This is a genomic window from Micromonospora sp. DT47 (assembly GCF_049844475.1).
Lineage (GTDB): Bacteria > Actinomycetota > Actinomycetes > Mycobacteriales > Micromonosporaceae > Micromonospora.
Genome location: NZ_JBNCLC010000030.1, coordinates 29,969 through 55,963 on the forward strand (window position 1 = coordinate 29,969; position 25,995 = coordinate 55,963).

The 25,995-nt window shown below is 75.3% G+C and carries 17 protein-coding genes; 13 read left to right on the forward strand and 4 right to left on the reverse strand.

Annotated features, from left to right (window positions below; all coding sequences use genetic code 11):
* Positions 1-2 precede the first annotated feature (2 nt).
* The 5 genes from ACLQ2U_RS29305 to ACLQ2U_RS29325 are packed head-to-tail and all read left to right on the forward strand — an operon-like array spanning position 3 to position 15,379.
* Positions 3-5,471 (forward strand): SDR family NAD(P)-dependent oxidoreductase, encoded by a 5,469-nt coding sequence (locus tag ACLQ2U_RS29305; RefSeq protein WP_425754134.1) that lies wholly within the window; start codon positions 3-5, stop codon positions 5,469-5,471.
* A gap of 26 nt (positions 5,472-5,497) precedes the next feature.
* The gene (locus ACLQ2U_RS29310; protein ID WP_425754135.1) at positions 5,498-6,451 is read left to right on the forward strand and encodes a TauD/TfdA family dioxygenase; all 954 of its coding nucleotides are present in this window, start codon (positions 5,498-5,500) and stop codon (positions 6,449-6,451) included.
* Positions 6,451-6,639: an MbtH family protein gene (locus ACLQ2U_RS29315; protein WP_425754136.1), complete on the forward strand. Its 189-nt coding sequence runs from the start codon at positions 6,451-6,453 to the stop codon at positions 6,637-6,639. Before ACLQ2U_RS29310 ends, ACLQ2U_RS29315 begins: the two co-directional genes overlap by 1 nt.
* Positions 6,636-9,758, forward strand: a complete 3,123-nt coding sequence (locus ACLQ2U_RS29320) for a non-ribosomal peptide synthetase (RefSeq protein WP_425754137.1) — start codon at positions 6,636-6,638, stop codon at positions 9,756-9,758. The genes ACLQ2U_RS29315 and ACLQ2U_RS29320 overlap by 4 nt, the downstream gene beginning before the upstream one ends.
* On the forward strand, positions 9,758-15,379 hold the full coding sequence (locus ACLQ2U_RS29325; protein ID WP_425754138.1) for an amino acid adenylation domain-containing protein: 5,622 nt from the start codon (positions 9,758-9,760) through the stop codon (positions 15,377-15,379). Before ACLQ2U_RS29320 ends, ACLQ2U_RS29325 begins: the two co-directional genes overlap by 1 nt.
* Positions 15,380-15,441: 62 nt before the next feature.
* Here ACLQ2U_RS29325 and ACLQ2U_RS29330 read toward each other — a convergent pair whose 3' ends face one another.
* On the reverse strand, positions 15,442-16,686 hold the full coding sequence (locus ACLQ2U_RS29330; RefSeq protein ID WP_425754139.1) for a hypothetical protein: 1,245 nt from the start codon (positions 16,684-16,686) through the stop codon (positions 15,442-15,444).
* 37 nt (positions 16,687-16,723) lie between these two features.
* Positions 16,724-17,239 (reverse strand): NUDIX hydrolase, encoded by a 516-nt coding sequence (locus ACLQ2U_RS29335; RefSeq protein ID WP_425754140.1) that lies wholly within the window; start codon positions 17,237-17,239, stop codon positions 16,724-16,726.
* A 52-nt stretch (positions 17,240-17,291) separates the two neighbouring features.
* Between ACLQ2U_RS29335 and ACLQ2U_RS29340 the strand changes: the two genes are divergently transcribed.
* Positions 17,292-18,029: a class I SAM-dependent methyltransferase gene (locus ACLQ2U_RS29340; RefSeq protein ID WP_425754141.1), complete on the forward strand. Its 738-nt coding sequence runs from the start codon at positions 17,292-17,294 to the stop codon at positions 18,027-18,029.
* A 32-nt stretch (positions 18,030-18,061) separates the two neighbouring features.
* Here the strand turns inward: ACLQ2U_RS29340 and ACLQ2U_RS29345 are convergent, their stop codons facing one another.
* Positions 18,062-18,484: an OsmC family protein gene (locus ACLQ2U_RS29345; RefSeq protein ID WP_425754142.1), complete on the reverse strand. Its 423-nt coding sequence runs from the start codon at positions 18,482-18,484 to the stop codon at positions 18,062-18,064.
* 149 nt (positions 18,485-18,633) lie between these two features.
* On the opposite strand from ACLQ2U_RS29345, the gene ACLQ2U_RS29350 reads away from it, so the two are divergent.
* Positions 18,634-19,128: a type II toxin-antitoxin system PemK/MazF family toxin gene (locus ACLQ2U_RS29350; RefSeq protein ID WP_425754143.1), complete on the forward strand. Its 495-nt coding sequence runs from the start codon at positions 18,634-18,636 to the stop codon at positions 19,126-19,128.
* Between the two features lie 87 nt (positions 19,129-19,215).
* A complete protein-coding gene (locus ACLQ2U_RS29355) occupies positions 19,216-20,244 on the forward strand; it encodes a phosphotransferase (RefSeq protein WP_425754144.1) in 1,029 nt (342 codons plus the stop codon).
* A gap of 1 nt (position 20,245) precedes the next feature.
* Here ACLQ2U_RS29355 and ACLQ2U_RS29360 read toward each other — a convergent pair whose 3' ends face one another.
* Positions 20,246-20,896, reverse strand: coding sequence for a GGDEF domain-containing protein (locus ACLQ2U_RS29360; protein ID WP_425754145.1), 651 nt, complete (start codon positions 20,894-20,896; stop codon positions 20,246-20,248).
* A 254-nt stretch (positions 20,897-21,150) separates the two neighbouring features.
* Between ACLQ2U_RS29360 and ACLQ2U_RS29365 the strand changes: the two genes are divergently transcribed.
* The 5 genes from ACLQ2U_RS29365 to ACLQ2U_RS29385 all read left to right on the forward strand — a co-directional run bounded on the left by ACLQ2U_RS29365 (position 21,151) and on the right by ACLQ2U_RS29385 (position 25,451).
* On the forward strand, positions 21,151-21,390 hold the full coding sequence (locus ACLQ2U_RS29365; protein WP_425754146.1) for a DUF397 domain-containing protein: 240 nt from the start codon (positions 21,151-21,153) through the stop codon (positions 21,388-21,390).
* Positions 21,391-21,575: 185 nt separating this feature from the next.
* On the forward strand, positions 21,576-22,409 hold the full coding sequence (locus tag ACLQ2U_RS29370) for a helix-turn-helix domain-containing protein (protein ID WP_425754151.1): 834 nt from the start codon (positions 21,576-21,578) through the stop codon (positions 22,407-22,409).
* A gap of 167 nt (positions 22,410-22,576) precedes the next feature.
* Complete coding sequence (locus ACLQ2U_RS29375) at positions 22,577-23,632, forward strand: LacI family DNA-binding transcriptional regulator (RefSeq protein ID WP_425754147.1); 1,056 nt, start codon at positions 22,577-22,579, stop codon at positions 23,630-23,632.
* Between the two features lie 2 nt (positions 23,633-23,634).
* The gene (locus ACLQ2U_RS29380; protein WP_425754148.1) at positions 23,635-23,838 is read left to right on the forward strand and encodes a hypothetical protein; all 204 of its coding nucleotides are present in this window, start codon (positions 23,635-23,637) and stop codon (positions 23,836-23,838) included.
* Between the two features lie 128 nt (positions 23,839-23,966).
* Positions 23,967-25,451, forward strand: a complete 1,485-nt coding sequence (locus tag ACLQ2U_RS29385; RefSeq protein WP_425754149.1) for a serine/threonine-protein kinase — start codon at positions 23,967-23,969, stop codon at positions 25,449-25,451.
* The last annotated feature ends 544 nt before the right edge of the window (positions 25,452-25,995 follow it).

Sequence of the window (25,995 nt, forward strand, 5' to 3'; positions counted from 1 at the left end):
GAATGGACAACGCGATGGACGCCGACCGCCCCGCCGACGACGGCATCGAGCCGATCGCGATCGTCGGCCTGGCCGCCCGCCTGCCCTGCGCGGCCGACCTGCGGCAGTTCTGGCGCAACCTGGTCGACGGCGTCGAGTCGGTCACCGAACTCAGCCGCGAGCAGCAGCTCGCCCGGGGCGTCAGCGTGGAGGAGGTGGACGACCCCGGCTGGGTCGACCGGGCGCCGCTGGTGGACGGCTACGACGAGTTCGACGCCGAGCTGTTCGGGATGACCGCCCGCGAGGCGGAGACCACCGACCCGCAGCACCGGCTGTTCCTGGAGACCTGCTACACCGCGCTGCAGGACGCCGGGTACGACCCGGGCCGCTACGACGGCGCGATCGGCGTGTACGCCGGCACCGGCGGCACCATCTACCTGAACCGGCACGTGCTGCGCAACAAGCGGATCGGCGGCAACCCGCACGGCACGGTCTCCGTCGCCACCGGCAACTCGCCGAACTACGTGGCGACCAACGTGTCGTACCGACTGGACCTGCGGGGGCCGAGCCTGACCGTGCACACCGCCTGCTCCACCTCGCTGGTCGCCTTCCACCTGGCCTGTGAGGCGCTGCGCAACGGCGAGTGCGACATGGCGCTCGCCGGCGGGGTCAACATCGAGCTGCCGCACGCCGGGTACCTCGGCATGGACGGCTTCACCTCGCCGGACGGCCGGTGCCGGCCGTTCGACGCCGCCGCCAACGGCACCGTGTGGGGCAGCGGCGTCGGCGTCACCCTGCTCAAGCGGCTCTCCGACGCGATCGCCGACGGCGACGCGATCCGCGCGGTGGTGCTCGGCAACGCGATCAACAACGACGGCGCCGGCAAGGTCGGCTTCACCGCGCCCAGCATGGACGGTCAGATCGAGGCGATCGCCCAGGCCGTCGGGATGGCCGGGATCGACCCGCGGACCATCAGCTACGTCGAGGCGCACGGCACCGGCACCGCGATGGGCGACCCGATCGAGGTGGCCGCCCTCACCGCGGTCTACACGAAGGACACCGACGACCGGGGCTGGTGCGGCATCGGGTCGGTGAAGTCCAACATCGGCCACCTCAGCCAGCCCTCCGGCATCGTCGGCGTGATCAAGACGGTGCTGGCGATGGAGCACGGGCTGATCCCGCCGACCATCAACTACGAGACGCCGAACCCGGCGATCGAGTTCGCCGAGACCCCGTTCTACGTGGCGAACACCCTCACCAAGTGGGACACCGGCAGCGGTCCGCGCCGGGCCGGGGTCAGCTCGTTCGGCATCGGCGGCACCAACGCGCACGTGGTGCTCGAGGAGGCGCCGGCGGCGTACCGGACCGACCGGCGGGTCCATCCGGCGCAGCTGCTGCACGTCTCGGCGAAGACCGCCACCGCGCTGGACACCGCCGTGCTGGGCCTCGCCGAGCACCTGGCCGGCACCACCGACGGCGGGCCGGACCTGCTCGCCGACGTCGCGCACACCCTGCGGGTCGGTCGGCAGGAGTACCCGCACCGGATCGCCGTGGTCGCCACCGACCTGCCCGACGCGGTGGCCGCGCTGCGGACGCGGCGCCGCCGGCAGAGCGGCGTCGTGGACGGTCCGGCCCCCCGGGTGGCCTTCCTCTTCTCCGGTCAGGGCTCGCAGTACGCCGGGATGGGCGCCCAGCTCTACGCCGACGAGCCGGGCTTCGCGGCCGTTGTCGACGAGTGCGCCGAGCTGCTCCGCCCCGAGCTGGGCCTGGACATCCGCGACCTGATCCTCGGCCGGGCCCCGGAGGCGGGAGCGCAGCTCACCGAGACCCGCTACACCCAGCCCGCCCTCTTCGTCGTCGAGTACGCCCTGGCCACGCTCTGGCAGCGGGCCGGGGTGCGGCCGGCCGCCATGATCGGCCACTCGATCGGCGAGTACGTCGCCGCCACCGTCGCCGGGGTGCTCACCCTGCCCGACGCGCTGCGGCTGGTCGCCGCGCGCGGCCGGCTGATGCAGTCGATGCCGCCCGGCGCGATGCTGGCCGTCCCGTTGGACGAGTCGGTGGTCGCCGGGCAGCTGCCCGACGGCGTCTCCGTCGCCACCGTCAACGGGCCCGGCACCTGCGTGGTGGCCGGCGCACCGGACGCGGTCGCCGCCTTCGCCGACTCGCTCACCGTCAAGAGCAAGGCGCTGCGCACCTCGCACGCGTTCCACTCGCCGATGATGGAGCCGATCCTCGTCGAGTTCACCGCGCTGATGGCGTCGGTGACCCTGTGCCCGCCGGCGATCCCGTTCCTGTCCAACGTCTCCGGCACCTGGATCACCGACGCGCAGGCCACCGACCCGGCGTACTGGGCCGCCCACCTGCGCCAGCCGGTGCGGTTCGGCGCCGGCGTGGCCACGCTGCTCGCCGAGGGCACCTGGGCGCTGGTCGAGTGCGGCCCCGGCCGGCAGCTGGCGAACCTGGCCCGGATGCAGGTCGCCAAGGGCTCCCCGGCGCAGCGGGCGCTGGTCCCGCTGGGCAGCCTGCCCGGGCCGGGCGAGCCGACCGGCGACCTGGCCACCCTGCTCGGCACCGCCGGCGCCCTCTGGTGCGCCGGGATCGCCGTGCGGCTCGGCGCCGACTCGCACGCCCGCCGGGTGCCGCTGCCCACGTACCCCTTCGAGCGCCGCCGCTACTGGGTCGACCCGGACCCGGTGGAGCAGGTGGCCGCCGCGCCGGCGCAGACCGGACCCCGGCCGCTGCCGGAGTGGTTCGCGGTGCCGGTCTGGCGGCAGGCCGCGCCGCGGTCCCGGGTCGCCCCGCTCGGCCGCTGCCTGGTCCTGGTCGACGGTCCGCGCGGTGAGGCGCTGCTGACCGCGCTGCGCGCCGCCGGGGACGAGCCGGTCGAGGTCCGCCCGGGAGAGCGGTTCGAGGAGGTCGACGGCGGCTGGCGGCTGCGCCCCGGCGCGCGCGAGGACTACGACGCCCTGGTCGCCGCGCTCGGCGCCGACGACGTACCGGACCGGTTGGTGCACGCGTTCACCCTGGACGGCGAGCCCACCGGCGCCGACGTCTCCGCAGCGTGGGCGGCGCAGGACCGGGGCTTCTTCAGCGCGTTGCACCTGGCCCAGGCGCTCGCCGGCGCCGGGCTGACCGCCGAGGAGCGGACGCTCACCCTGGACCTGGTCACGGCCGGCATCGGCGACGTGCGTGGCGACGACCTGGCCCGCCCGGAGCACGCCACCCTGGCGGGCCTGGCCCGGGTGCTGCCGGTCGAGCTGCCCGGCCTGACCGTCCGGCTGGTCGACGCCGATACGGACGCGGCGCTGGTGGCCGAGCTGCGGGCACCGGTCGACCCGGAGCACATCGAGGTGACGCTGCGCCGCGACCGGCGCTGGGTCACCGGGTACGAGCAGGTCACCGTCGACGCCGAGGGCGAGCCCGGCGCCCTGCGCGAGGGCGGCCGCTACCTCGTCACCGGCGGCCTGGGCGGCATCGGCATCACCCTCGCCGAGGACTTCGCCCGGCGGTCCCGGGCGAAGCTGGTGCTGCTGGCCCGCTCCGGCCTGCCCCCGCGCGAGCAGTGGGACGACCACCTCGCGGTGCACGGCGGCGCGCCGACCGACCGGGCCGGCCGGGCGATCGCCGCGATCCGCCGGATGGAGGCGGCCGGCGCCCAGGTGCTGGTGCTCGCCGCCGACGTCACCGACCCGGCCGACCTGCGCCGGGTACGCGCCACGGTGGAGGCCGAGTTCGGCGGGCTCGACGGCATCGTGCACGCCGCCGGTCTGCCCGGTGGCGGCATGGCCGAGGTCAAGGAGCGGGCGGAGGCGGAGCGGGTCCTCGCCCCGAAGCTCGCCGGCACCCTCGCCCTCGCCCAGGTCTTCGGCGACCTGCCGCTTGACTTCGTGGTGCTCTGCTCCTCGATCACCGCGGTGATCGGCGGCTTCGGCCAGGTCGACTACTGCGCGGCCAACAGCTTCCTCGACGCGTACGCGCGGGCCGGGGCCGGCTTCCGGGCGCCGGTGGTGTCGCAGAACTGGGGCGGCTGGGCCGAGGTGGGCATGGCCGCGGAGAGCAGCGCCCCGGCCGGCTTCCGGGCGCTGACCCGGGACTCGGTCACCACCGCCGTCGACCACCCGGTGCTCACCGCCAAGGTCACCGGGCCGGAGGGCACCGTGCTGCACGGCCTGGTCTCCGCGAGCACCCACTGGATGCTCGACGAGCACCGGATCGGCGGGGTGCCGGTGGTGCCGGGCACCGCCCATCTGGAGTCGATCCGCGCCGCGGTGGCCGCCGCGCTGCCCCCGCCCGCCGAGGGCGCCGCCGTGGAGCTGCGCGACGTGGCCTTCCTGGAGCCGTTCTCGGTGCCGGACGGCTCGGTGGCGCAGTACCGGGTGGCGCTGAGCACCGCCGAGGACGGGTCGACGGACTTCGTCGTGCAGAGCCTCGCCGCCGGTCAGCTGCGTACCCACGTCCGGGGTTCGGCCGGCTGGACCGCCGAACCGGCCGCGCCGGCCGCCGACCTGGCCGGTGTGGTGGCCGACGCCCGCCGGGTGGACGACGACTCGTCGTTCGGCCGGGGCCGCACCAGCATGCTGACCTTCGGGTCGCGCTGGCACGCCCTGGCCGCCCACCACCTGGCCGCCGGGGAGGAGGTGGCCCGGATCGAGGCGCCCGCCGAGGTGGTCGGCGACCTGCCGGCCTGGGGGCTGCACCCGGCGCTGCTCGACGTGGCGACCGCGTTCGGCCGGGGGCAGGGGTCGGGCGCCTACCTGCCGCTGTCGTACGGGCGGATCGTGGTGCGCGCGCCGCTGCCGCAGCGGTTCCTCAGCCACCTGCGGCACCACGACGGCGGCACCGACGAGGTGGTCTCCGCCGACCTGACCCTGGTCGACGACGAGGGGCGGGAGATCGTCGCGATCAGCGACTTCGTGCTGCGCCGGGTCGACCAGGGCGCGGTGACCGGCGGGCTGACCGACTCCGCCCCCGGCCCGACCGCCGAGGTCGCGCCCACCGGCCCGACCGAGGACATCCGGCCGGTGGACGGCGCCGAGGCGTTCCGCCGCAGCCTCACCGCGGGCCTCGGCGCGCAGGTGGTGATCACCACCCGCGCCGTCGAGGACATCCGGCGGCGGGCCGGCCGGGTGACCACCGGCAGCCTGGAGACGGAGACCGAGCCGGCGGTGTCCGCGCCGGTCACCGCCGGCGGTGGCTCGGCGGCGCCGGGCACCGAGCTGGAGGCGACCATCGCGCAGGTCTGGCGGGACGGTCTCGGCGTACCGGTGGTCGGCGTGGACGACGACTTCTTCGCCCTCGGCGGCAACTCGCTGGTCGCGGTGCAGCTGATCGCCGCGATGCGCAAGGCGACCGGGGTCCGGCTGCCGATGCGCAGCCTCTTCGAGACCCCCACCGTCGCCGGCCTGGCCGCCCGGATCGAGGAGCTGCGGGCCGCGGCCGGCGCCGAGGAACCGGCCGCCCCCACCATCCCGCGACTGCCTCGCACGTGACGACGAAGGACAGGAGAACAGAGCACATGAGCGACACGATCGCCACGCTGCCGGTGGTCATCGAGAACGACGGCAGAACACTGACCGACCTCATCGACGCCCGCCGCGTCGAGCTGCGCGCCACCCTGGCCGAACACGGCGGGCTGCTCTTCCGCGGCTTCGACGTCGGCGGGGTGGACGGCTTCGACCGGGTCGTCCGCAGCCTCTCCGGCGAGCCGCTGACCTACACCGAGCGCTCGTCGCCCCGGCACGCCATCAAGGGGAAGGTCTACACCTCGACCGACTACCCGCCGGACGAGGAGATCTTCCTGCACAACGAGAACTCGTACCAGGCGCGCTGGCCGCTGACGCTGTTCTTCTACTGCATCACCCCGCCGGACACCCTCGGCGCCACCCCGCTGGCCGACGTCCGCCGGGTGTACGAGGGGATCGACCCGTCCGTCCGCGAGGAGTTCGTCCGGCGGCGCTGGATGTTGGTCCGCAACTTCCATGCCGATTTCGGCGCCCGCTGGCAGGACGTGTTCGACACCGAGGACCGCGCCGAGGTCGAGGCGTACGCGGCGGCGAACCGGATCGGTCTGGAGTGGATTGGCCGGCACGGGCTGCGGACCCGGGCGGTGCGGGACGTGGTGCACCACCGGCCCGGCTCGGACACCCCGCGCTGGTTCAACCACGCCACCTTCTTCCACGTGAGCAGCCTGCCGAAGGACTACCAGGAGGGGCTGCTCGACATGTTCGGCGCCGAGGGGCTGCCGGCGAACACCTACTACGGCGACGGCGGCGAGATCCCGGCCGACGTGATGGACCACCTGCGGGCCGCGTACCGGGCGGCCAGCGTCCGCTTCGACTACCGGCGCGACGACGTGGTGGTGGTCGACAACATGACCGCCGCGCACGGCCGGGAGCCGTTCACCGGCCCCCGCCGGATCGCCGTCGCGATGGCCGAACCGCACACCCCCGAGAGCAACGGAGCGAACTGATGGCCGAACCCCGATTCCTGGTCGTGCGCAACGACGAGGAGCAGTACTCGATCTGGTCGGCCGACCGGGAACTCCCCGCGGGCTGGTACGACGGCGGCTTCGCCGGCGCCCGCGAGGAGTGCCTCGCGCACATCGACACCGTCTGGACCGACATGCGTCCCCGCTCGGTACGTGAGGCCGCGTCATGAGCGACGTACGCGAGTGGACCTTCCCGGCCTCGTTCGCCCAGGAACGGGTGTGGCTGGCCAACCAGCTCGACGCCGGCTCGCCGGTCTACAACGTCTCCAACCCGTGGCCGTTCCCGGCCGGGCTGGACGCTGACGCCGCCAACGAGGTGTTCGACCAGGTCGTCGCCCGGCACGAGGCGCTCCGCACCCACCTGCGGGTCGACGACGGCACGCTGGTGCAGGTGGTCCGCGCCCACCAGCCGGTCCGACTGCCCACCGAGGACCTGAGCGGCCTGCCGGAGCAGGAGCGGTCCGCGCGCTTCATCGCCCTGCGCACCGAGCTGGCCCGGACGCCGATTCCGCTGGACGCCCCGCCGCTGTGGCGGGCCCGGCTGGTCCGGCTCGACGACATCTGGGCGCTGGTCTTCGTGGTGCACCACGCCGTCTTCGACAGCCACTCGGCGGTGCTGTTCACCTCCGAACTGGCCGCGTTCAGCCGGGCCGCGCTGACCGGCGGGCCCGCCGACGTGCCCGAGCTGCCCATCCAGTACGCCGACTTCGCGGTCTGGCAGCGCGGCCAGCTGACCGGCGCGGAGCTGGACCGGCAGCTCGCCTTCTGGACCGGCCACCTGGCCGGGGCGCCGCCGGTGACCGGCCTGCCGCTGGACCGCCCCCGCCCGGCGCAGCTCGGCTTCGCCGGCGACGAGGTGCACTTCACGCTCCCCGACGGGCTGTTCGACCGGATCGGTCGGCTCGCCGTCGACGCCACCGCCACCCCGTACATGGTGCTGCTGGCCGCGTTCACCGCACTGCTGTCCCGGATCTCCGGCGGCGGCGACGTGGTGGTCGGCGTCTCGACCGCCGGCCGGGACACCCCCGAGCTGACCCCGCTGATCGGCATGTTCGTCAACCCGGTGGCGCTGCGCTGCGACGTCGCCGGCGACCCGACCTTCGGCACGCTGCTCGACCGGGTCCGCGACGGCCTGGTGGACGCGATGGAGCACGGGCAGACCCCGTTCCAGCGGATCGTCGACGCAATCGCCCCGCACCGCGACCCGTCGGTGCAGCCGATCTTCCAGACCGCGCTGAACTTCATTCCCGACTCCGGGCTGGACCCGGTGGAGCTGGGCACCACCAAGGACGACCTGGCCTTCGACATCACCACCACGGACGGCCGGCTGGTGTACCGCACCGAGCTGTTCGACCGGGCCACCGCCGAGGCAGTGCTCGCCCGGTACCTCCGGCTGCTCACCGCGGCCGTCGCCGCCCCGGACCGGCGCGTCTCGGAGCTGCCGCTGCTCGACGACGCCGAGCGGGACCTCGTCCTGGGCGCCTGGGTCGGCGGCGAGGCGGCCGGCCCACCGTCCACCGTGGTCGACGAGGTGCAGCGGCAGGCCACCGCCACCCCGGACGCCACCGCCCTGGTCTACGACGGCGTCACGCTGACCTACGCGGAGCTGAACGCCGCCGCCAACCGGCTCGCCCGGGTGCTGGTGGCCCGCGGCGCCGGCCCGGAGACCCGGGTAGCGCTGGCGCTGCCCCGCTCGCCGGAGCTGGTGGTGGCGATCGTCGCGGTGCTCAAGTGCGGCGCGGCGTACGTACCCGTGGACACCGCCTACCCGACCGGACGGATCGCCTACCTGCTGGAGGACGCCGAGCCGGCGCTGGTCCTCGCGCTGCCGGAGACCGCCGCGCTGGTGCCGGCGGGCGCGCTCGTGCTCGACGGGGAGGTCGGCGCCGACCGCGCCGACGCCGACCTGACCGACGCCGACCGGACGGCACCGCTGCGTCCGGAGCACCCGGCGTACGTGCTCCACACCTCCGGCTCCACCGGCCGGCCGAAGGGCGTGGTGGTGGAGCACCGGGCGGTGACCGCCTACCTGGCCTGGGCCCGGGACACCTACCCGGGGCTGGCCGGCACGGCGCTGCTGCACTCGCCGGTCTCCTTCGACCTCACCGTCACCGGCCTGCTCGGCCCGCTCACCGCCGGCGGCACCGTCCGGCTGGCCGCGATCGACTCCCCGGCCGCCCGGGTGGGCGGGCCGCCGACCTTCCTCAAGGTCACCCCGAGCCACCTGCCGCTGCTCAACGCCGACCTCTCCCCGACCACCGACCTGGTGATCGGCGGCGAGGCGCTCAGCGGCGAGCAGCTGGAGAGCTGGCGGGCCACGCACCCGGACGTGGCGATCATCAACGAGTACGGCCCGACCGAGGCGACCGTCGGCTGCGTGGCCGCCCGGATCGCGCCGGGGGAGCCGGTGGCCGCCGGCCCGGTGCCGATCGGCCGGCCCGCCGCCGGTACCCGGGCGTACCTGCTCGACGCCGCGTTCCAGCCGGTGCCGCGGGGCGTGGTCGGTGAGCTGTACGTCGCCGGCGCCCAGCTGGCCCGCGGTTACCTGCGCCGGCCCGGTCTCACCGCCGAGCGCTTCCTGCCATGCCCGTACGGCCCGCCGGGGCAGCGGATGTACCGCACCGGGGACCTGGCCCGGTGGCGCGCCGACGGCACGCTGGACTACCTGGGCCGCCGCGACGACCAGGTCAAGGTGCGCGGCATGCGCATCGAGCTGGGCGAGATCGAGGCGGCGATGCTGGCCCACCCCGAGGTCCGCGAGGCGGCCGTGGCCGTCCGCGCCGACTCGGGGGAGCCGGCGCTGATCGGCTACCTGGTCGGCGCCGCCGACCCCGCGGCGTTCACCGCCGCGCTGGCCCGGGAGCTGCCCGCCCACCTGGTGCCGGCCGCGTTCGTCCGGCTCGACGCGCTGCCGCTGACCCCGAACGGCAAGCTGGACCGGGCCGCCCTGCCGGCCCCGCCGGACACCGTGGCGACCGACGGCTACGTCCCGCCGCGCACCGACGCCGAGACCCTGGTGGCCGAGGTGTACGCCGACATCCTGCGGGTGGACAAGGTCGGCGCGCTGGACGACTTCTTCGCCCTGGGCGGCAACTCGCTGCGCGGCATGCGGGCGATGGCCCGGATCCGCGCCGAGGTGGACGTCGAACTGCCGATGCGGGCGCTGTTCGGCAACCCGGTGGTGGCCGACCTGGCCGCCCAGATCGAAGGCCTGATCGCCGCCGAGCTCGACGGGCTCTCCGACACCGAGGTCGCCGCGCTGCTGGCGGCGGACGAGGGAACCAGCTGATGACGGACCTGAAGGATCCGGCCCGGGAGGCGGCCCGGCAGGCGTTGATCGCGAAGCGACTGCGCCAACGCCGGTCCGCCGCCGGGTCGCGGATCACCCCCCGGCCGACCGGCGCCGAGGTGCCGCTGTCCTACGCCCAGGAGCGGGTCTGGTTCATGGACCAGCTCGCGCCGGGCGAGGCGGCGTACCACATCGCCGTGCCGCTGCGGGTGCGCGGACCGCTCGACGTCACGGCGCTGCGCGCCGCCCTGGCCGCGCTGACCGCCCGGCACGAGTCGCTGCGCACCCGGTTCCCGGCCGACGCCGACGGCCGGCCCACCGTGGTCGTCGCGGACACCGTCGAGGTGCCGCTGACCATCGTGGACGCGCCCGACGAGGCGGCCGCGCAGGCGCTCGTCGACGCGGCCGCGGCCGAGCCTTTCGACCTGGCCGACGGCCCGCTGCTGCGCGCCCTGCTGGTCCGGCTCGCCCCCGACGACCACGTGCTCTTCCTGAGCAAGCACCACATCGTCGGCGACGGCTGGTCGGTGGACGTGCTGCTGCGCGACCTGATCACCCTCTACGGGGGCGGTGAGCTGCCCACCCTGCCGATCCAGTACGGGGACTTCGCGTGCTGGGAGGCGCGGGAACTGGACGGGCCGCAGGCCCGCGCGCACGTCGACCACTGGAAGCAGCGGCTGGCCGGGATCACCCCGCTGGAGCTGCCGCTGGACCTGCCCCGCCCGGCCACCCAGACCCATCGGGGCGACTTCGTCGAGTTCACCGTGGACCGGGAGGTCACCAACCGGCTCGCCGCGCTCACCCGGGCCGCCGGGGGCACCCTGTTCATGACGCTGCTCGCCGCGTACCAGGTGCTGCTGGCCCGGCACGCCGGGCAGGACGACTTCGCCGTCGGCGCCTCGGTCGCCGGCCGGTCCGCGCCGGAGCTGGAGAACGTGGTCGGCATGTTCATCAACATGCTGCCGCTCCGCGCCGACCTGGCTGGCGACCCGACCTTCACCGAGCTGCTGGAGCGCACCCGGCGCGGCGTGCTGGACGGCTTCGAGCATGCCGAGGTGCCGTTCGCGAAGGTGGTCCACGAGCTGGGCCTGCCCCGCGACGTCAGCCGGTCGCCGGTGTTCCAGGCCATGTTCGTGCTGCAGAACTACGAGATGGGGCGGTTCGCCGGGGTCTCCGACGCCGCGGGCGTGACGTTCGACTGGACCCCGATGGAGCTGCGGGCCACCCGGTTCGACTTCGAGCTGCACGCCGTGGAGGTGCCGGACGGGCTCTGGGGGAAGCTGGTCTTCAACACCGACCTGTTCACCCGGGACACCGTCGAGCGGATGGCCCGGCGGTGGACCACCCTGCTGCGCTCGGTCGTCGCCGCCCCCGACACCCCGGTCTCCGCGCTGGACCTGCTCCCGGCCGCCGAGCGGGAACTGCTGGCCGGCTGGAACGACACCGCCGCCGCCTTCCCGGCCGCCGAGACCCTGCACGGGCCGATCGAGGAGCGGGCCGCCCGTACCCCGGACGCCGTCGCGGTCACCATCGACGGCCGATCGACGACGTACGCCGAGCTGAACGCCGCCGCCAACCGGATCGCGCACCGGCTCCGCACGGCCGGCGTCGGGCCGGAGGTCCTGGTCGGGGTCTGCGCCGAACGGTCGGTCGAGCTGGTCGCCGGGCTGCTCGGCGTGCTCAAGGCCGGCGGCGCCTACCTGCCGCTGGACCCGGAGTACCCGGCCGACCGGCTGGCGTTCATGGTCGCCGACGCCGACGCCCCGGTGGTGCTGGTGCAGCAGCACCTGCGCGACGTGCTGCCGGAGACCGGCGCGTCGGTGCTGGCCCTGGACGACGCCAGCGTCTGGGCCGACCGGCCCACCGCCGACCCGGCCCCGACGGCGGGCCCGGAGCACCTGGCGTACGTCATCTACACCTCCGGCTCCACCGGCCGGCCGAAGGGGGTGCCGAACACCCACCGGGGCATCGTCAACCGGCTCGATTGGATGCAGAAGACCTACCGGCTCGGCGCCGACGACGCGGTGCTGCAGAAGACCCCGGCCAGCTTCGACGTGTCGGTGTGGGAGTTCTTCTGGCCGCTGCGCGAGGGCGCCCGGCTGGTGCTGGCCCGGCCCGGCGGGCACAAGGACGCCGGCTACCTGCGCGACCTGCTGGTCGCCGAGCGGATCACCACCGCCCACTTCGTCCCGTCGATGCTGACCGTCTTCCTCGCCGAGGACGGGATCGAGGCGGCGACCGCGCTGCGCCGGGTGATCTGCTCCGGCGAGGAGCTGCCACTGCCCACGGCGGTGGACTTCACCGCCCGGCTGCCCTGGTGCGGCCTGCACAACCTGTACGGCCCGACCGAGGCGGCCATCGACGTCAGTTCCTGGCACTGTGACCCGGCCGTGCTGGCCGGGCTGACCGGCGTGCCGATCGGCGCGCCGATCGGCAACCTGCGGCTGCACGTGCTGGACGCCCGGGGCAACCCGTGCCCGGTCGGGGTGGCCGGCGAGCTGCACATCGGCGGTGTCGGACTGGCCCGCGGCTACCACCGTCGGCCGGCGCTGACCGCCGAGCGGTTCGTGCCGGACCCGTTCGGCGGCGAGCCCGGCGCCCGGCTCTACCGCACCGGCGACCTGGCCCGCTGGGTGGTCGCGCCGGCGGCGGCCGGGGCGGCTGCCGGCGTACCCGCGGGCCCGGCCGGGCCGGCGGCCACGGCGACCGGCCCGACGGCGGGGAGCGCCGACCCGGCCGGCCGGGGCGGCGGCGACGTGGCCGGCCGGCCGGACGGCGTCATCGAGTTCCTCGGCCGGATCGACCACCAGGTCAAGCTGCGCGGCCTGCGGATCGAGCTGGGCGAGATCGAGACCGCGCTGCGCGAGCAGCCGGAGGTGGCCGAGGCGGCGGTGGTCGTCCGGGAGGACTCCCCGGGCGACAAGCGACTCACCGCCTACCTGGTGGGGGCGGCCGAGCACGCGGCGTTGAAGGCGGCGCTGAAGGAGACCCTGCCGGAGTACATGGTGCCGGCGGCCTTCGTCACCCTCGGCGCCCTCCCGCTCACCCCGAACGGCAAGCTCGACCGCGCGGCGCTGCCCGCCCCGGTGGTCACCCGCGAGGCGTCGGTGGCGCTGGTCGAGCCGCGCGACGACACCGAGCGGCTGCTCGCGGGGATCTGGTCGGAGGTGCTGGGCGTGCCGACGCTCGGCATCGACGACGACTTCTTCGACCTGGGCGGGCACTCCATGCTCGCCACCCAGGTGGTGGCGAAGATCCGCAAGGCGGAGCACGGCGGCCGGGCGGTCGGCGTGATGGACCTGTTCCAGCAGCGGACCATCCGCGAGCTGGCGGCGTTCATGTCCGGCGTCGCCGGCGAGGAGGGCCCGCGCCGGCTGCTCTACGAGCTGACCAGGCCGATCCCGGCCGCCCAGCGGGTGCTCACCTACGTCTGCGTCCCGTACGGCGGCGGCAGCGCCATCGTCTACCAGCCGCTGGCCGACGCGCTGCCCGACGGCCACGCCCTCTGGTCCCTGGCGATCCCCGGCCACGACGTCGGCCTCTCCGAGGACGCCCTTCCCTTCGACGAGCTCACCAGCCGGGTCGCCGAGGAGATCCTGGAACGGGTGGAGGGCCCGCTCGCGCTCTATGGCCACTGCGGCGTGGGCAGCGCGATCGTCGCCGAGGTGGCCCGCAAGGTCGAAGCGGCCGGCCGGGCCCTGGAAGCGCTCTACATCGGGGCAATGTTCCCGTTCGCCCGCCCGAAGGGCGCGTTCGCGGCACTGCGCAACCGGCTGGAGCGGCTGCGCAGCAACCGGCACTACGCCAGCTGGCTCAAGTCGATGGGCGTGGACACCGACGAGCTGGACCCGGAGCAGGCCGACCGGATCATCAGCAACATGCGGGCCGACTCCCGCGCCTCGGAGGAGTACTTCACCGGCCTGCTGGACCGGGGCGCGGCGAAGCTGCGCACCCCGATCATCTCGGTGGTCGGCTCCGAGGACCCCGTCACCGACTACCACACCGAGCGGTACGCGGAGTGGCAGTTCCTCAGCGACACCCTCGGCCTGGTGGTGCTCGACCAGGCCGGGCACTTCTTCCTCAAGTACCGCGCGGAGGAGCTGGCCGAGATCGTCACCCGGGTCCACCCGGACGTGGTCGCCGGCGACGTCTCGGCGCTCACCCCGCAGGCGCGCGGCGAGGACGCCGGCTGGGCCCTGACGGACCGGCAGCGGATCGGCGTCCAGGGCCGGGCGGAGCAGGCGGTGGTGAAGCCGAGCATGGCCCGGTTCGTCGCGGTCACCGTCGGGCAGCTGGTCTCCAGCACCGGTTCGGCGCTGACCGCGTTCGCCCTGCCGATCTGGCTGTTCACCCGGACCGGGTCGGTGGCCGACCTGGGCCTGCTCTGGGCCCTGGCGTTGATCTGCGGCGTGCTGACGCTGCCGGTGGCCGGCGCGATCACCGACCGGGTCAGCCGGCGGCGGATCATGATGATCGCCAGCTGCACCGCCGGGACGATCCAGCTGGTGCTCGCCGCGCTGCTCTGGACGGACAGCCTCGTCCTCTGGCACATCTACGCCCTGGTGGCGATGAGCCAGATCGCCGGGTCGTTCCAGCGGATCGCGTTCCAGTCCGCGGTGCCGCAGCTGGTGCCGAAGCGCTTCCTCGGCCACGCGATGGGCATCACCCAGCTCTCCACCGGTGTCGCGATGTTGCTGATGCCGGTCTTCGCGGCCGGCCTGCTGGCCGCGATCCAGCTCAAGGGGATCCTGCTGCTCGACGTGGCGAGCTACCTGGTGGCGGTGCTCACCCTGGCCGTGGTCCGCTTCCCCGACCTGCTGGGTTGGCGGCCCCGGGAACGGCTGCTGGTGGCGATCGCCAACGGGCTGCGCTACTCCTGGCAGCACAAGGGCTTCCGGCTGATGCTCGGCTACTTCGCGCTGGGCAACATCTTCCTCGCCCCCGCGCTGGTGCTGACCACGCCGCTGGTGCTCTCCTTCGGCACCGCCACCCAGGTCGCGCAGGTGGCCCTGGCCGAGGCGCTCGGCGCGGTCGCCGGCGGTGTGCTGATGTCGCTCTGGGGCGGCCCTCGCCACCGGCGGATGATCGGCGTGCTGCTCGGCAACCTGGGCACCGCCATCGGCTGCGTGCTGATCGGCCTGGACGCCTCGGTGGCGATGATCTGCATGGGCGCCTTCTGGCTGGCCATGGCGATGACCACCGCGCAGTCGATCTACGCCACCATCGTGCAGGTCAAGGTGCCGCAGCGCTTCCACGGCCGGGTGTTCAGCCTGAACCAGACCATCTCCTGGTCCACCCTGCCGATCGGGTTCGCGCTGCTCGCGCCGGCGGCCACCGCCCTGTTCGAGCCGATGCTCGCCCCCGGCGGGTCGCTCGCCGGGTCGGTGGGCGCGGTGATCGGCACCGGCCCGGGCCGCGGCATCGGCTTCGCGTACGTCTGCTTCGGGCTGGCGCTGGTCCTGATCACCCTCGGCGGATTCGCGATCCGGATGCTGCGCCGGTTCGACATCGAGGTGCCGGACTCGCTGCCCGACGACCTGATCGGCGCGCAGGAGCGGCAGCGGCGACTGGCCGCCCGGGCCGCGGCGCGGGAGGGGGAGCGGGAGCCGGTCGCGGCCTGAGGCGACCACGCGGGGACCTCCGACCGCCGGAGGTCCCCGCGTCGTCCCGGTCGACGCAGCGGTCAGAACGCCTCGGGCGGGTCGGCCCGGTCGGTCTCCGCCGGCTCCTCCGGCTCGGCCACCCAGGCCGAGAAGACCGGCACCCCGTGCCACGGCCCGGTCCCGCCGCCGCGCCGGTCGGTGGTCACCGCGACCACCGCGTACGGGTGGCCGAAGCGCAGCTCCGCGGTCCGCACGAGACCCTCCGGCGGCATGCTGGTCAGCGCGAACGCGCCGGTGACCGCGGCCGCCTCGAAGCCGTACCGGCCGTAGCGGGCCATCGCCGCCTGGCGCGCCTCCACGCCCAGATCCGCCTCGCCGAGCAGCCCGGCCAGCGCCCGGGACACCGCCGGGAAGCCGAGACCGGGCGCGGTCAGGTCGTGCTCGTCCCGCGCCGACCAGCAGGGCAGCACGGCGCTGTGCCGCTCCTCCCGGCCGTTCCGCGCCCGGGTGGGTGCCCGCTCCTCGCGCAGCGTCCAGAGCGGCCCCTCGCCGAGCGGCAGGTCGAACAGCGACCGGCGCCCGGCCGGCTCGGCGTCCTCGTCGATCGCCGCGCCGCTCACCTCGTACGCGGCGGCCAGCACCTCGGCCGGCGGCACCCCCGGGTCGGCGGCCACCGACACCACGGCCAGCCCGGCCCCGTCGCGCTCCACCGCCGACGCCCGGTGCACCGCGACGTCGCCGGCCGCGCCGGCGGACGCGATCCAGGCCCGGTGCCCCCGCGCCGGGGTACGCAGCACCTGCTCCAGCCGGCCGGCCCAGGCGCTGCCCGCGCCGAGCGCCCCGGCCGGGGCGAGGTCGAACGGGTCGGCCCAGGAGATCCGGGTCGCCAGGGCGCTGGCCAGCGCCAGCACCACCCGGGGCGACACGGTCAGCGGGAACCGTTCGATCAGGCCCAGGGTGTGCTCCCGCGCCCACGCGTCCAGCTCCGCCTGCTCCGGCAGCGGGCCGGTCGCCGTCGCGCGGGGCAACCCGGCCCGCCAGTCGGCCAGCCCGGTGTCGTACCCGGGCCGGTGCCAGACGGCGGTGGCGGCGGGCACCAGCGGGTGCGGCCGGTCCAGCAGCGCGGCGGCCGTCGCGGCCGCGGCGTCGGCGTCGGTGCCGAGGACGTCGTCGAGGTCGGCGCGGACCGGGCCGGCCGCGGCCGGTGCGGCCAGCGCCAGCAGCAGCCAGGCGCCGAGCGGGGATGCGACGTGGTGCCGGTCGCCGATGTCGGCGTGCAACCGGGCCGCGTACCGGGCCAGCGGGGCGTACGGGGTCGTCGTCATGCCCTCAACTGTGCCCACCGTCGGCCCGGTCGGCATGTCAGGAGAAGAGTTCGAACGGCTCATCGATCTCCTCGCCGGCCAGGAACGGGGTGAGCAGCCCGGGCAGCCGGCCCGGGTAGAACCGCTCACCGCTGGCCACCACCTCGTCGGCCGCCCACCAGCGGAACCCGAAGTAGTCCTCCACCTCGTAGTCGAGCCGCTGGGCGCCGTCGACGTCCGGGCCGGGCACGTCGAGCCGTACCGTCATCACCACCTCGTCCTGGACGTGACGCCGCCACCGGTGGATGAAGCTGGCCCGCCGGCGCCAGGACGGCGGGCCCAGGCGGTCCGCGGTGACCACGATGCCGGTCTCCTCGCGCAGCTCCCGCACCGCCGTCTCGGCGTACGTCTCGCCCGGGTCCATGCCGCCGCCGGGCAGCTCCCACCAGGTGCCCAGCCGGGGATGCTCCGGGTCGCGGGTGTGGAACAGCAGGATCCGGTCGTCCCGGTCGCGGACCACCAGCCGGACGGCGGTGCGTTCGACGACCGGTAGGTCGTCCGGCAGCTCGATCATGGGTCTCCTTCCCGCGCCCCCGTCGGACTCAGCCCGGTGACAGGATGGGGGCGTGACGGACGTCTTCGGTGAGGTGGCGGCCAGCTACGACGAGGCTCGACCGGGCTATCCGGCCGCCCTCGCCGATGCCATCCTCGCCTATCACGGTGGGCCACCGACCCGGCTGGTCGAGGTGGGCGCCGGCACCGGGCTCGCCACCGCCCTGCTGGTCGGGCTGGGCGCCCCGATGACCTGCGTCGAGCCGGACCCGCGGATGGCCGAGGTGCTGGCGGCCCAGTTCCCGCAGGTCGACGTGGTGGTGTCCCCGTTCGAGGAGTGGCCGCCGCCGCCCGGCGGGGTGCCGATGCTGGCCTGTGCGATGGCCTGGCACTGGCTGGACCCGGCCACCCGCACCCGGCGGGCCCGCGACGCGCTCACCCCCGGCGGCACCCTGGCCGTCTTCGCCCACCGGTACGCCTACGTCGACCCGGCCCAGGCCGCGGCGATCGAGGCGGCCTTCGAGTCGGCCGACCCGGTCCGGCACCGGGACCGCCCGGAGGACTGGCTCCACGCCGACATCGCCGACAGCGGGCTCTTCAGCGACGTCCGGTCGGTGTCCTTCCGCCGGGCGGTGCCGCTCTCCACCTCGGCCTACCAGCGGCTGGTCGCCACCTTCTCGCCGCAGCTCAAGCGCCCGCCGCAGCTGCGGGCCCGGGTGCTGGCGGCGGTCGGCGCCACGGTGGACGGTTTCGGCGGCACGGTGACGCTGGACCTGCGCACCACGCTGGTGCTGGCCCGCCGCCCGGCCTGACCGGGCAGGCTCCGTCGGCTCGACCGGGCCGGTCAGGCGTCGGTGCCGATCAGGTCCGCGTGGCCCAGCCGGACCGGCGTGCCCTGGCGCAGCGAGCCGGGGATCTCGGCGATCGCGTCCACCCGGTCGACCAGCTCGCGCAGCCGCCCGGCTGGCGCGTCGCCCTCGACCCGCACGTCGTACGAGATCTCGGTCGAGACGGCCGGGTCGCCGGCGAAGTCGCCGCGGACCGTCACCTCCACCCGACGCAGGTCGATCCCGGCCGTCAGCGCCTCGCGGAACAGGTCGTTGGAGACGCAGCCGGCGACCGCCAGGTAGAGCAACTGCCCGCCGTTGAACCCCAGGCCCAGCCCGCCGGCGTCGGCCGGCCGGTCCACGACCAGCGTGAACGCGCCCGCCGAGCCGACTGCGGTCGGCCGGTCGGGCAGGCTCCGGGTGCGTACCTCGAACGTCATCAGCCCACCTCCGACGGTCCGCGAGCAGGCCGATTCCACCACGCGGCGGCCGGCGCGCGCCTCGGCGGTTCAGTCCGATCCGGCGCCGATCGTCGACCGCCGCCGGCCGGGAAGGGCGGTCCGGGCGGCGGGGCGCTAGGCTGCCGGCCGTGGCAGGTCTGTTGAGGAACGTGGCCGCCCGGCTCGGCCGGGTGACCGGGGGCGCGACCGCGCCGGGGCGTACGGCTGGCCCGATCCCGGCCCAGGTGGCCCGTCGGCGCCAGGTCAGCGCCCTGCAGCGCCGGGAGCTGACGTACGCCCCGGAGCTGGACGGCCAGGCCGACCCGGGCGAGATCGTCTGGACCTGGGTGCCGTACGAGGACGACCCCCGGCAGGGCAAGGACCGCCCGGTGCTGGTGGTCGGCCGGCAGAGCCGCACGCTGTTCGGTCTGATGCTTTCCAGCCAGAGCGAGCGGGACGGCCAGCGGCACTGGCTGGCGCTCGGACCGGGAACCTGGGACCGGGACAACCGCCCCAGCTGGGTCCGCCTCGACCGGGTGCTCACCATGCGGGAGGACAGCATCCGGCGCGAGGGGGCGGTGCTGGACCGGGGCCGGTTCGACCGGGTCGGCCGGGCGCTGCGCGCCGGCTACAGCTGGCGCTGACCGTCGTTCCCCGCCCGGCCGCCGACCTGGCCGACGGTACGCGGAAACGGAGTCGCCGGCGGACCGGCCCGGTGGCATGGTGTGCCGGTGGACGACGCGGGCAGGCGGGTGGCGGACCGGGTCGGTGAGGACTTCGGCATCGACCTCGTGTCGGTGGAGCCGGTGGATCTCGGCGCGGACGAGGCGGCCGAGCTCTGGTGCGGCGGCACCGCCGACGGGGCGCGCTGGGCGGTGAAGCTGAGCGGCGGCGGCACGCCGGCCGGGCTCGTGGCGTCGGCGTGGCTGGCCGGGCGCGGGGTGCCGGGGATCGCCGCGCCGATGACCACCCGGGACGGCGCGCTCTGGGCCGGGCGGGACGGTCGGCGGCTCTCCGTCGTGCCGTGGGTCTCCGACCGGCGGGCGCTCGACGGCGGGATGGCGGCCGCCCACTGGCGGGCGTACGGCGAGGTGCTGGCCGCGGTGCACGCCACCCCGGTCAGCGACGACGTGACCCGGCTGCTGCCGGCCGACGACCACGCCCACCGGCCGGTCGCGGCGGCCGTGCAGGAGACCGGCCGCCGGGTGGCGGGGCCCGACGGGGCCGCCGACGACGTGGCCCGCGACGCCGCCCAGGCGTGGCGTGGCGCGGCGGACCTGGCGGCGGCGCTGCTGGCCGAGGCGGACGCGCTCGGCGCCGAGCTGCGGGACCGGCCGGTCGTCCCGGTGGTGTGTCACGGCGACCCGCACCTGGGCAACCTGCTGCTCGGCGCGGGCGCGGAGGTCTGGCTGATCGACTGGGACGACGCGGTGCTCGCCCCGCGCGAGCGGGACCTGATGTTCGTCACGGCGGGGGTGCTGGCCTTCGCCCCGGTCACCCCGCTCGAGCAGGCGGCCTTCTTCGCCGGGTACGGCCCGGTCGACCCCGATCCCGTCCGGCTCGCCTACCACCTCACCGTCCGGGCGCTGGACGACATCTCCAGCTGGACCGCGCAGGCCCTCGACCCCGGGTACGCCGACGCCGAGCGGGTCTTCGCCCTGCGGATCGTGCGCGGGTTGCTCTCCCCGGTCGGCCTGGTCACCCTCGCCGCGTCGGCGCTGCGCGACCTCGGTCGGCTCGACGCCTCCGCCGCGGGCTGAGTCAGCGCTCCGCGAGGCGGGTGGCGTCGAGCAGCTGCCGGGGTGAGCGGCGGCCGGCGACGCCCTTGGCCCGGTACATCGCCGCGTCTGCTCGGCACAGCGCCTCGGCGAGCTGGGTCGGGCCGGTGACCGGGGCGAGGCCGACGGAGGCGGTGATCCGCACGGTCCGACCGCCGAGCGGGATCGGGGCGGCCATCGCCTCGCGGAGCCGGCGGCTGGCATGGTCGATCCAGCGCCGGTCGACCGACGGGCTGCTGAGCAGGCCGGCGAACTCGTCGCCGCCGAGCCGGGCCACCAGGTTGTCCCCGGCGAAGGCGGCCAGCCGCTGGGCGACGCTGATCAGCACCTGGTCCCCGGCGGCGTGCCCGTAGCGGTCGTTGACCTGCTTGAAGTCGTTGAGGTCGAGCACCACGGCGATCAGCGGCTGCCCGCCGGGCTCGGTGAGCAGGGTGGCGGCCAGCCGGTAGAAGGCCCGACGGTTGGGCAGCCCGGTGAGGGGATCGTGGCTGGCCGCGTGCCGTTCGGCGGCAAGCTCGGCCTGGAGCTGGCCGAGCTTCGCCTCGGCCCGCAGCGCGCGGCGGCGCAGCTGCCACACCGAGGCCAGCGCCCCCGCCGCGGAGATGCCGGACGCGACGGTCAGCGGATCCGGCACGAGCCCTCCCTCGCGGCGTCGGCGCACGACCGGCGGCGCCGTGCCGGCCCGTCGTTTTCCCAGGTGGCTGCCCGGGTGAGGTAACCGAAAGTGAACGGATGGGTACCGCGCACGTGCGTTATCATGCTCGCTGTCCGATGCAGATGCAATAGCAGATGCACGTGCAGCAAGGCCCGATCCGCCCGTCGCGTAACGCTTCCCGCCACGGCACCGTCCACTCGCGACGCCGGACGCTCCTCACAGGAAGACGCCCCATGCAGCAGCCTCAGAACGGCGTGCCGACCACCCAGCTGCCCCCGCTGCGGTGGCAGAAGAGCCGGCGCAGCAACCCCAGCGGCAACTGCGTAGAGCTGGCGGAACTGCCCGGCGGCGCCGGCATCGCGGTGCGCAACTCGCGGCACCCGGAGGGTCCGGCCCTGATCTACACGGTGGACGAGGTCGCGGCCTTTGTCCTCGGCGCCCGGGACGGGGACTTCGACCACCTGATCGACTGAACTCGATCCCGTCCAGGGGACTGATCGTCCGTCCGGACTAGTTCACCTCACCGTCGGTCCATGGCATGCTTACACGTCGGCCGGGCGGGGGCCAGGCGACCGGCATGGGCGCGTACGCGGAGGGGCGGCACGTGACGATGGTTTCCGCCGACGGTGGTCCGGCGGCCGGGCCGACCGTGCTGCGCATGCTGCTCGGCGCCCAGCTGCGCCGCCTGCGCGAGGCCAGCGGGGTGACCCGCGATGGCGCCGGCTGGGAGATCCGGTCCTCCGAATCCAAGATCAGCCGGATGGAGCTGGGCCGGGTCGGCTTCAAGGAGCGCGATGTCGCCGATCTGCTCACCCTCTACGGCGTCACCGCCGCCGACGAGCGCGCGGCACTGCTCAAGCTGGCCCGGGACGCCAACAGCCCGGGCTGGTGGCACCACTACGGCGACGTGCTGCCCGGCTGGTTCCAGTCGTACCTCGGCCTGGAGGCCGCCGCCGCGATGATCCGCACCTACGAGGTGCAGTTCGTCCCCGGCCTGCTGCAGACCCGGGAGTACGCCCGCGCGGTCGTCCTGCTCGGACACCCGCAGGCCCCGGCCGAGGAGATCGACCGGCGGGTGGGGCTGCGGATGCAGCGCCAGCAGCTGTTGCACCGCGCCGACCCGCCGCAGCTCTGGGCCGTGGTCGACGAGGCCGCGCTGCGCCGGCCGGTCGGCGGGTCCGAGGTGATGCGCGGGCAGTTGACCGCCCTGATCGAGGCCACCCGGGCGCCGCACGTGCGGTTGCAGATCATCCCGTTCGACGCCGGGGGACACGCCGCCGCGGGCGGCGCCTTCACCATCCTGCGCTTCGGCGACGACGACCTGCCCGACATCGTCTATATCGAGCAGTTGACCAGCGCGATCTACCTGGACAAGCGCGAGGACCTGGACTACTACGCGGTGGCGATGGAACGCCTCTGCGTCGAGGCCGCGCCGCCGGAGCGGACGCCGGAGATCCTCACCCGGCTGCGCGACGAGCTCTACCCACAGTGACCCCTCGCCCGGGGTAGCGGCAGCACCCGCGCGTCGCCCGAAAGCGGCGTCGGCTCCGGCTGGCGCCGCTTTTCGCCGTCCCGTCCTTTTCGGTTGACCGGGGTGGTACCGGTCAACTAGTCTCTGAATCGATCCAGACTGAATCGATCCAGAAGGGGGTGGGGCGGGTGGCGTCCAAGCCGACCCTGCAGGACGTGGCGACCGCGGTGGGTGTCTCGCGCAGCACCGTCTCCAACGCCTACGGCCGCCCCGACCAGCTCTCGGCCGCGCTGCGTGCCCGCATCCTCGAGGCCGCTCGGCAGCTCGGCTACCCGGGGCCGAACCCCACGGCCCGTTCGCTGCGCCGGGGCGTGGTCGGCGCCATCGGCGTCCTGTTCACCTCACAGCTGTCGTACGCCTTCACCGACCCGTTCGCCGTCCGTTTCCTGGCCGGCGTCGCCGGGGCGGCCGAGCGGCACGGCACCAGCCTGCTGCTCGTACCGCTGCCGCCGGACACGGCGCAGGCCACGGTGGCCGTGGAGAACGCGGCGGTCGACGGCTTCTGCGTCTACTGCGTGGGCGACGAGAGCTCGGCCCTCGACACCATCCGCGGCCGGGGCCTGCCGTTCGTCACCACCGCGCCGCGCCCCGACGCCGGCGACGACCGGTACGTCGGGATCGACGAGCGGGCCGCCGCCCGGGCCGCCGCCGAGCACGTGGCCGGGCTCGGCCACCGGCGGGTGGCGCTGCTCGGCGACAGCGTCCTGCCGGACGCGCCACCCGGCCCGTTGCGACTGCCCACGGTCGACGACGCCCCGCACCCCACCACCCGGGGGCGGCTCGCCGGCTTCGCCGACGCGCTGGCCGCCAGCGGCGTCGGCTGGGCCGACCTCACGCTGCTCAACGCCACCGGGAACAGTCGCGCGGCCGGGGCGGCGGCGGTCGCCGACCTGTTCACCGGCGACGACCCGCCGACCGCGGTGCTGGCCTGCTCCGACCTGCTGGCCCTGGGCGTCCTGGACGCGCTCGGCGAGCGGGCCGCCACCGTCTCGGTGACCGGCTTCGACGACGTCGCCGACGCCGCCGCCGCCGGCCTCACCACCGTCCGCCAGCCGGCCGAGGAGAAGGGCCGGATCGCGGCCGCACTGCTGCTCGACCCGCCGGCGGACGCCGCCGCCGGGCACGTCCTGCTCCCCACCGAACTCGTCGTCCGCACCTCCACCCGTCCCGTTCAGAGGAGTTGACCATGGAACAGCCCACCGGCTTCACCCTTGCCCTCGACGCGGTCCACCGGCACGTCAACTCGGCCCGGCCGGACGCCCCGGTCCGGCCCGACCGGGTCCGCCGCGACCGTCTCGCCCCCACCCGGCTGGCCGCCGCCGGCGCCCTGCGCCGCCTCGCCGACCTGATGGAGCCCGCCCCCGCGCCCGCTCCGCCCTGCCGGTCCTGACCACCGCCGCCCGGGTGGCCTCGGCCACCCGGGCGACCCCCACAATCGGGGACAATAGACGACACGCGGGCAGCAAAAGGGCGCCACGGTTGGTGTCCGACCGGCTCGACCGGGCAGACTGAACCACCATGTCGCCGTTCACGCCCACGCTGCGGCTGCACGATCGGTACGTCCTGCGCGAGCGCATCGGCCTCGGCGGGATGTCCGAGGTGTGGCGCGCCGACGACGAGGTCCTGCACCGTCCCGTCGCGGTCAAGGCCCTCGCGGCGCAGCTCGCCACCGACCCTGAGCTGCGCGCCACCATCCAGCGCGAGGCGCGCGCCGCCGCCCGGCTCACCCACCCGCACGTCACCCAGGTGTACGACTACGGCGAGGCGCCGCTGCCCGGCGGCGCCGTGGTGCCGTACCTGGTGATGGAGCTGGTCGAGGGGCGCAGCCTGGCCGACCGGCTCACCGCCGGCCCGCTCGCCTGGCCGGAGGCCGTGCGCACCGCCGGGCAGGTGGCGGCCGCGCTCGCTGCCGCGCACCGGATCGGCGTGGTGCACCGGGACGTGAAACCGGCGAACGTCATGCTCACCGAGACCGGCGCCAAGGTGCTCGACTTCGGCATCGCCGCCCTGGCCGGCCCGCGCGCCCCGCTCGCCGGCCAGTCCGGCGAACTGATGATGGGCACCCCCGCCTACTTCGCCCCGGAGCGGATGACGCCCGGCCCGCCACACCCGGCCAGCGACGTGTACGCCCTCGGCGCGCTGCTCTACCGCAGCCTCACCGGCCAGGCTCCGCTGCCCGTGCAGACCTGGGAGGACGCGCTGGAGGTGCACGCCCGGCGCACGCCGGTGCCGCCGCTGCGGATTCCCGGCCTGCCCGCCGACATCGCCGAGCTGACCCTGGCCTGCCTGGCTGCCGACCCGGCCCGCCGGCCCGCCGCCGGGCAGCTCGCCGCCCGGTTCGGCGCCGGCCAGCCGGTCGAACCGGCCACCGCGCCGCTGCCCACGGTGGCGTCCGCGCACCCGCCCACCCTGGTCGACCGGTCGGCGGCCCGGCCGCCGACGCCCGGTGCCGCCGCCCCCGCCTCTGCCGAGCTGTCGTCGGGGCGGCACGGCCCGGGAAACCGGGTCGCGCCGCAGCGGTCCAACCGGATGCTGGGGGTGCTGGTCGCGGCCGGAATGGCGCTGATCGTCGGCCTGGTGGGTGTGCTCGCCCTCGACGACGATCCCGCCGCCGAGCGGACCCCGGCCGCGCCGTTCTCCGCCGCGCCGGTGGAGGACGAGCCCAGCACCACCGCGCCGGAGCCGACCGTCGACCCGACCACCGCCGCGCCGTCCCGCGGCGAGCGGCCCGCGCCCCGCACCGCGCGCGAACTCGCCGCCGACTTCGCCGCCGTGCTCGACCGGGCGGAGGCGGCCGACGACCTCGACCGGAAGACTGCCGAGGACCTGCGGGACAAGCTGTCGGAATTGGTGGAGAGCAAGCCCAAGGACCGGGTCAAGCGGCTGCGCGAGCTGGCCGAGAAGATCAGCGAGGGGGTCGAGCAGGACCGGATCGACGACGACACCGCGTCCGACCTGCGGGACCTGCTGGCCGCCTGGCCCCGGTCGCGGGGCGGCGACTGATCGGGCTCAGACCAACTCCACGGGGTCGCCCACCTCGACCCGGCCGCCCCGGACCGCGTACGCCCCGACACAGGGCTGCGGCCCGAGTGCGGGCAGCGCCCGCCGGGCCCGCACCACCGACGCCGCCGACGAGCTGGAGTTGGTGTCGGCGCGGGCCGGCGAGGGACGGGTGTACCGGGGGACCGTCTACCGCGGCGGGACCTGGGGCCGGGAGGCGGACTGAGGCCACTCCACGGCGTGCGCCCGGTTCGCGTCGGCGTGACCTGCTCGGGTCTCCGCCCGCGTCGCCCGGACCCTGCCTGGTCCACGGCCGAAGGCGCGGCGGGCGAGGGGACCCCGGTCGGTTGTGGTGGACGGGTGAGTGGGTCAGGTCGGGGGTGGGTGGTATGTCCGGCGTCCGCCCCGGTGGGGTCTTCACGTCGGTCGGGCGGGTCGGTCCGGAGTGTGGTCGAGGGTCGGGCATGACGGCGGTCCGGGTGTTCCGGTTGGGGGTTGGTGTCGGCCGTGTCCCGTGACCGGTGGCACGCTGGCGGCGGAATCGTCG

What these genes read in the sequence shown, in the direction of transcription:
- ACLQ2U_RS29305 (WP_425754134.1), top strand. Translation starts at nt 3, where the DNA reads ATGGACAACGCGATGGACGCCGACCGCCCCGCCGACGACGGCATCGAG.
- ACLQ2U_RS29310 (WP_425754135.1), top strand. Translation starts at nt 5,498, where the DNA reads ATGAGCGACACGATCGCCACGCTGCCGGTGGTCATCGAGAACGACGGC.
- ACLQ2U_RS29315 (WP_425754136.1), top strand. Translation starts at nt 6,451, where the DNA reads ATGGCCGAACCCCGATTCCTGGTCGTGCGCAACGACGAGGAGCAGTAC.
- ACLQ2U_RS29320 (WP_425754137.1), top strand. Translation starts at nt 6,636, where the DNA reads ATGAGCGACGTACGCGAGTGGACCTTCCCGGCCTCGTTCGCCCAGGAA.
- ACLQ2U_RS29325 (WP_425754138.1), top strand. Translation starts at nt 9,758, where the DNA reads ATGACGGACCTGAAGGATCCGGCCCGGGAGGCGGCCCGGCAGGCGTTG.
- ACLQ2U_RS29330 (WP_425754139.1), bottom strand. Translation starts at nt 16,686, where the DNA reads ATGACGACGACCCCGTACGCCCCGCTGGCCCGGTACGCGGCCCGGTTG.
- ACLQ2U_RS29335 (WP_425754140.1), bottom strand. Translation starts at nt 17,239, where the DNA reads ATGATCGAGCTGCCGGACGACCTACCGGTCGTCGAACGCACCGCCGTC.
- ACLQ2U_RS29345 (WP_425754142.1), bottom strand. Translation starts at nt 18,484, where the DNA reads ATGACGTTCGAGGTACGCACCCGGAGCCTGCCCGACCGGCCGACCGCA.
- ACLQ2U_RS29365 (WP_425754146.1), top strand. Translation starts at nt 21,151, where the DNA reads ATGCAGCAGCCTCAGAACGGCGTGCCGACCACCCAGCTGCCCCCGCTG.
- ACLQ2U_RS29370 (WP_425754151.1), top strand. Translation starts at nt 21,576, where the DNA reads ATGCTGCTCGGCGCCCAGCTGCGCCGCCTGCGCGAGGCCAGCGGGGTG.
- ACLQ2U_RS29380 (WP_425754148.1), top strand. Translation starts at nt 23,635, where the DNA reads ATGGAACAGCCCACCGGCTTCACCCTTGCCCTCGACGCGGTCCACCGG.
- ACLQ2U_RS29385 (WP_425754149.1), top strand. Translation starts at nt 23,967, where the DNA reads ATGTCGCCGTTCACGCCCACGCTGCGGCTGCACGATCGGTACGTCCTG.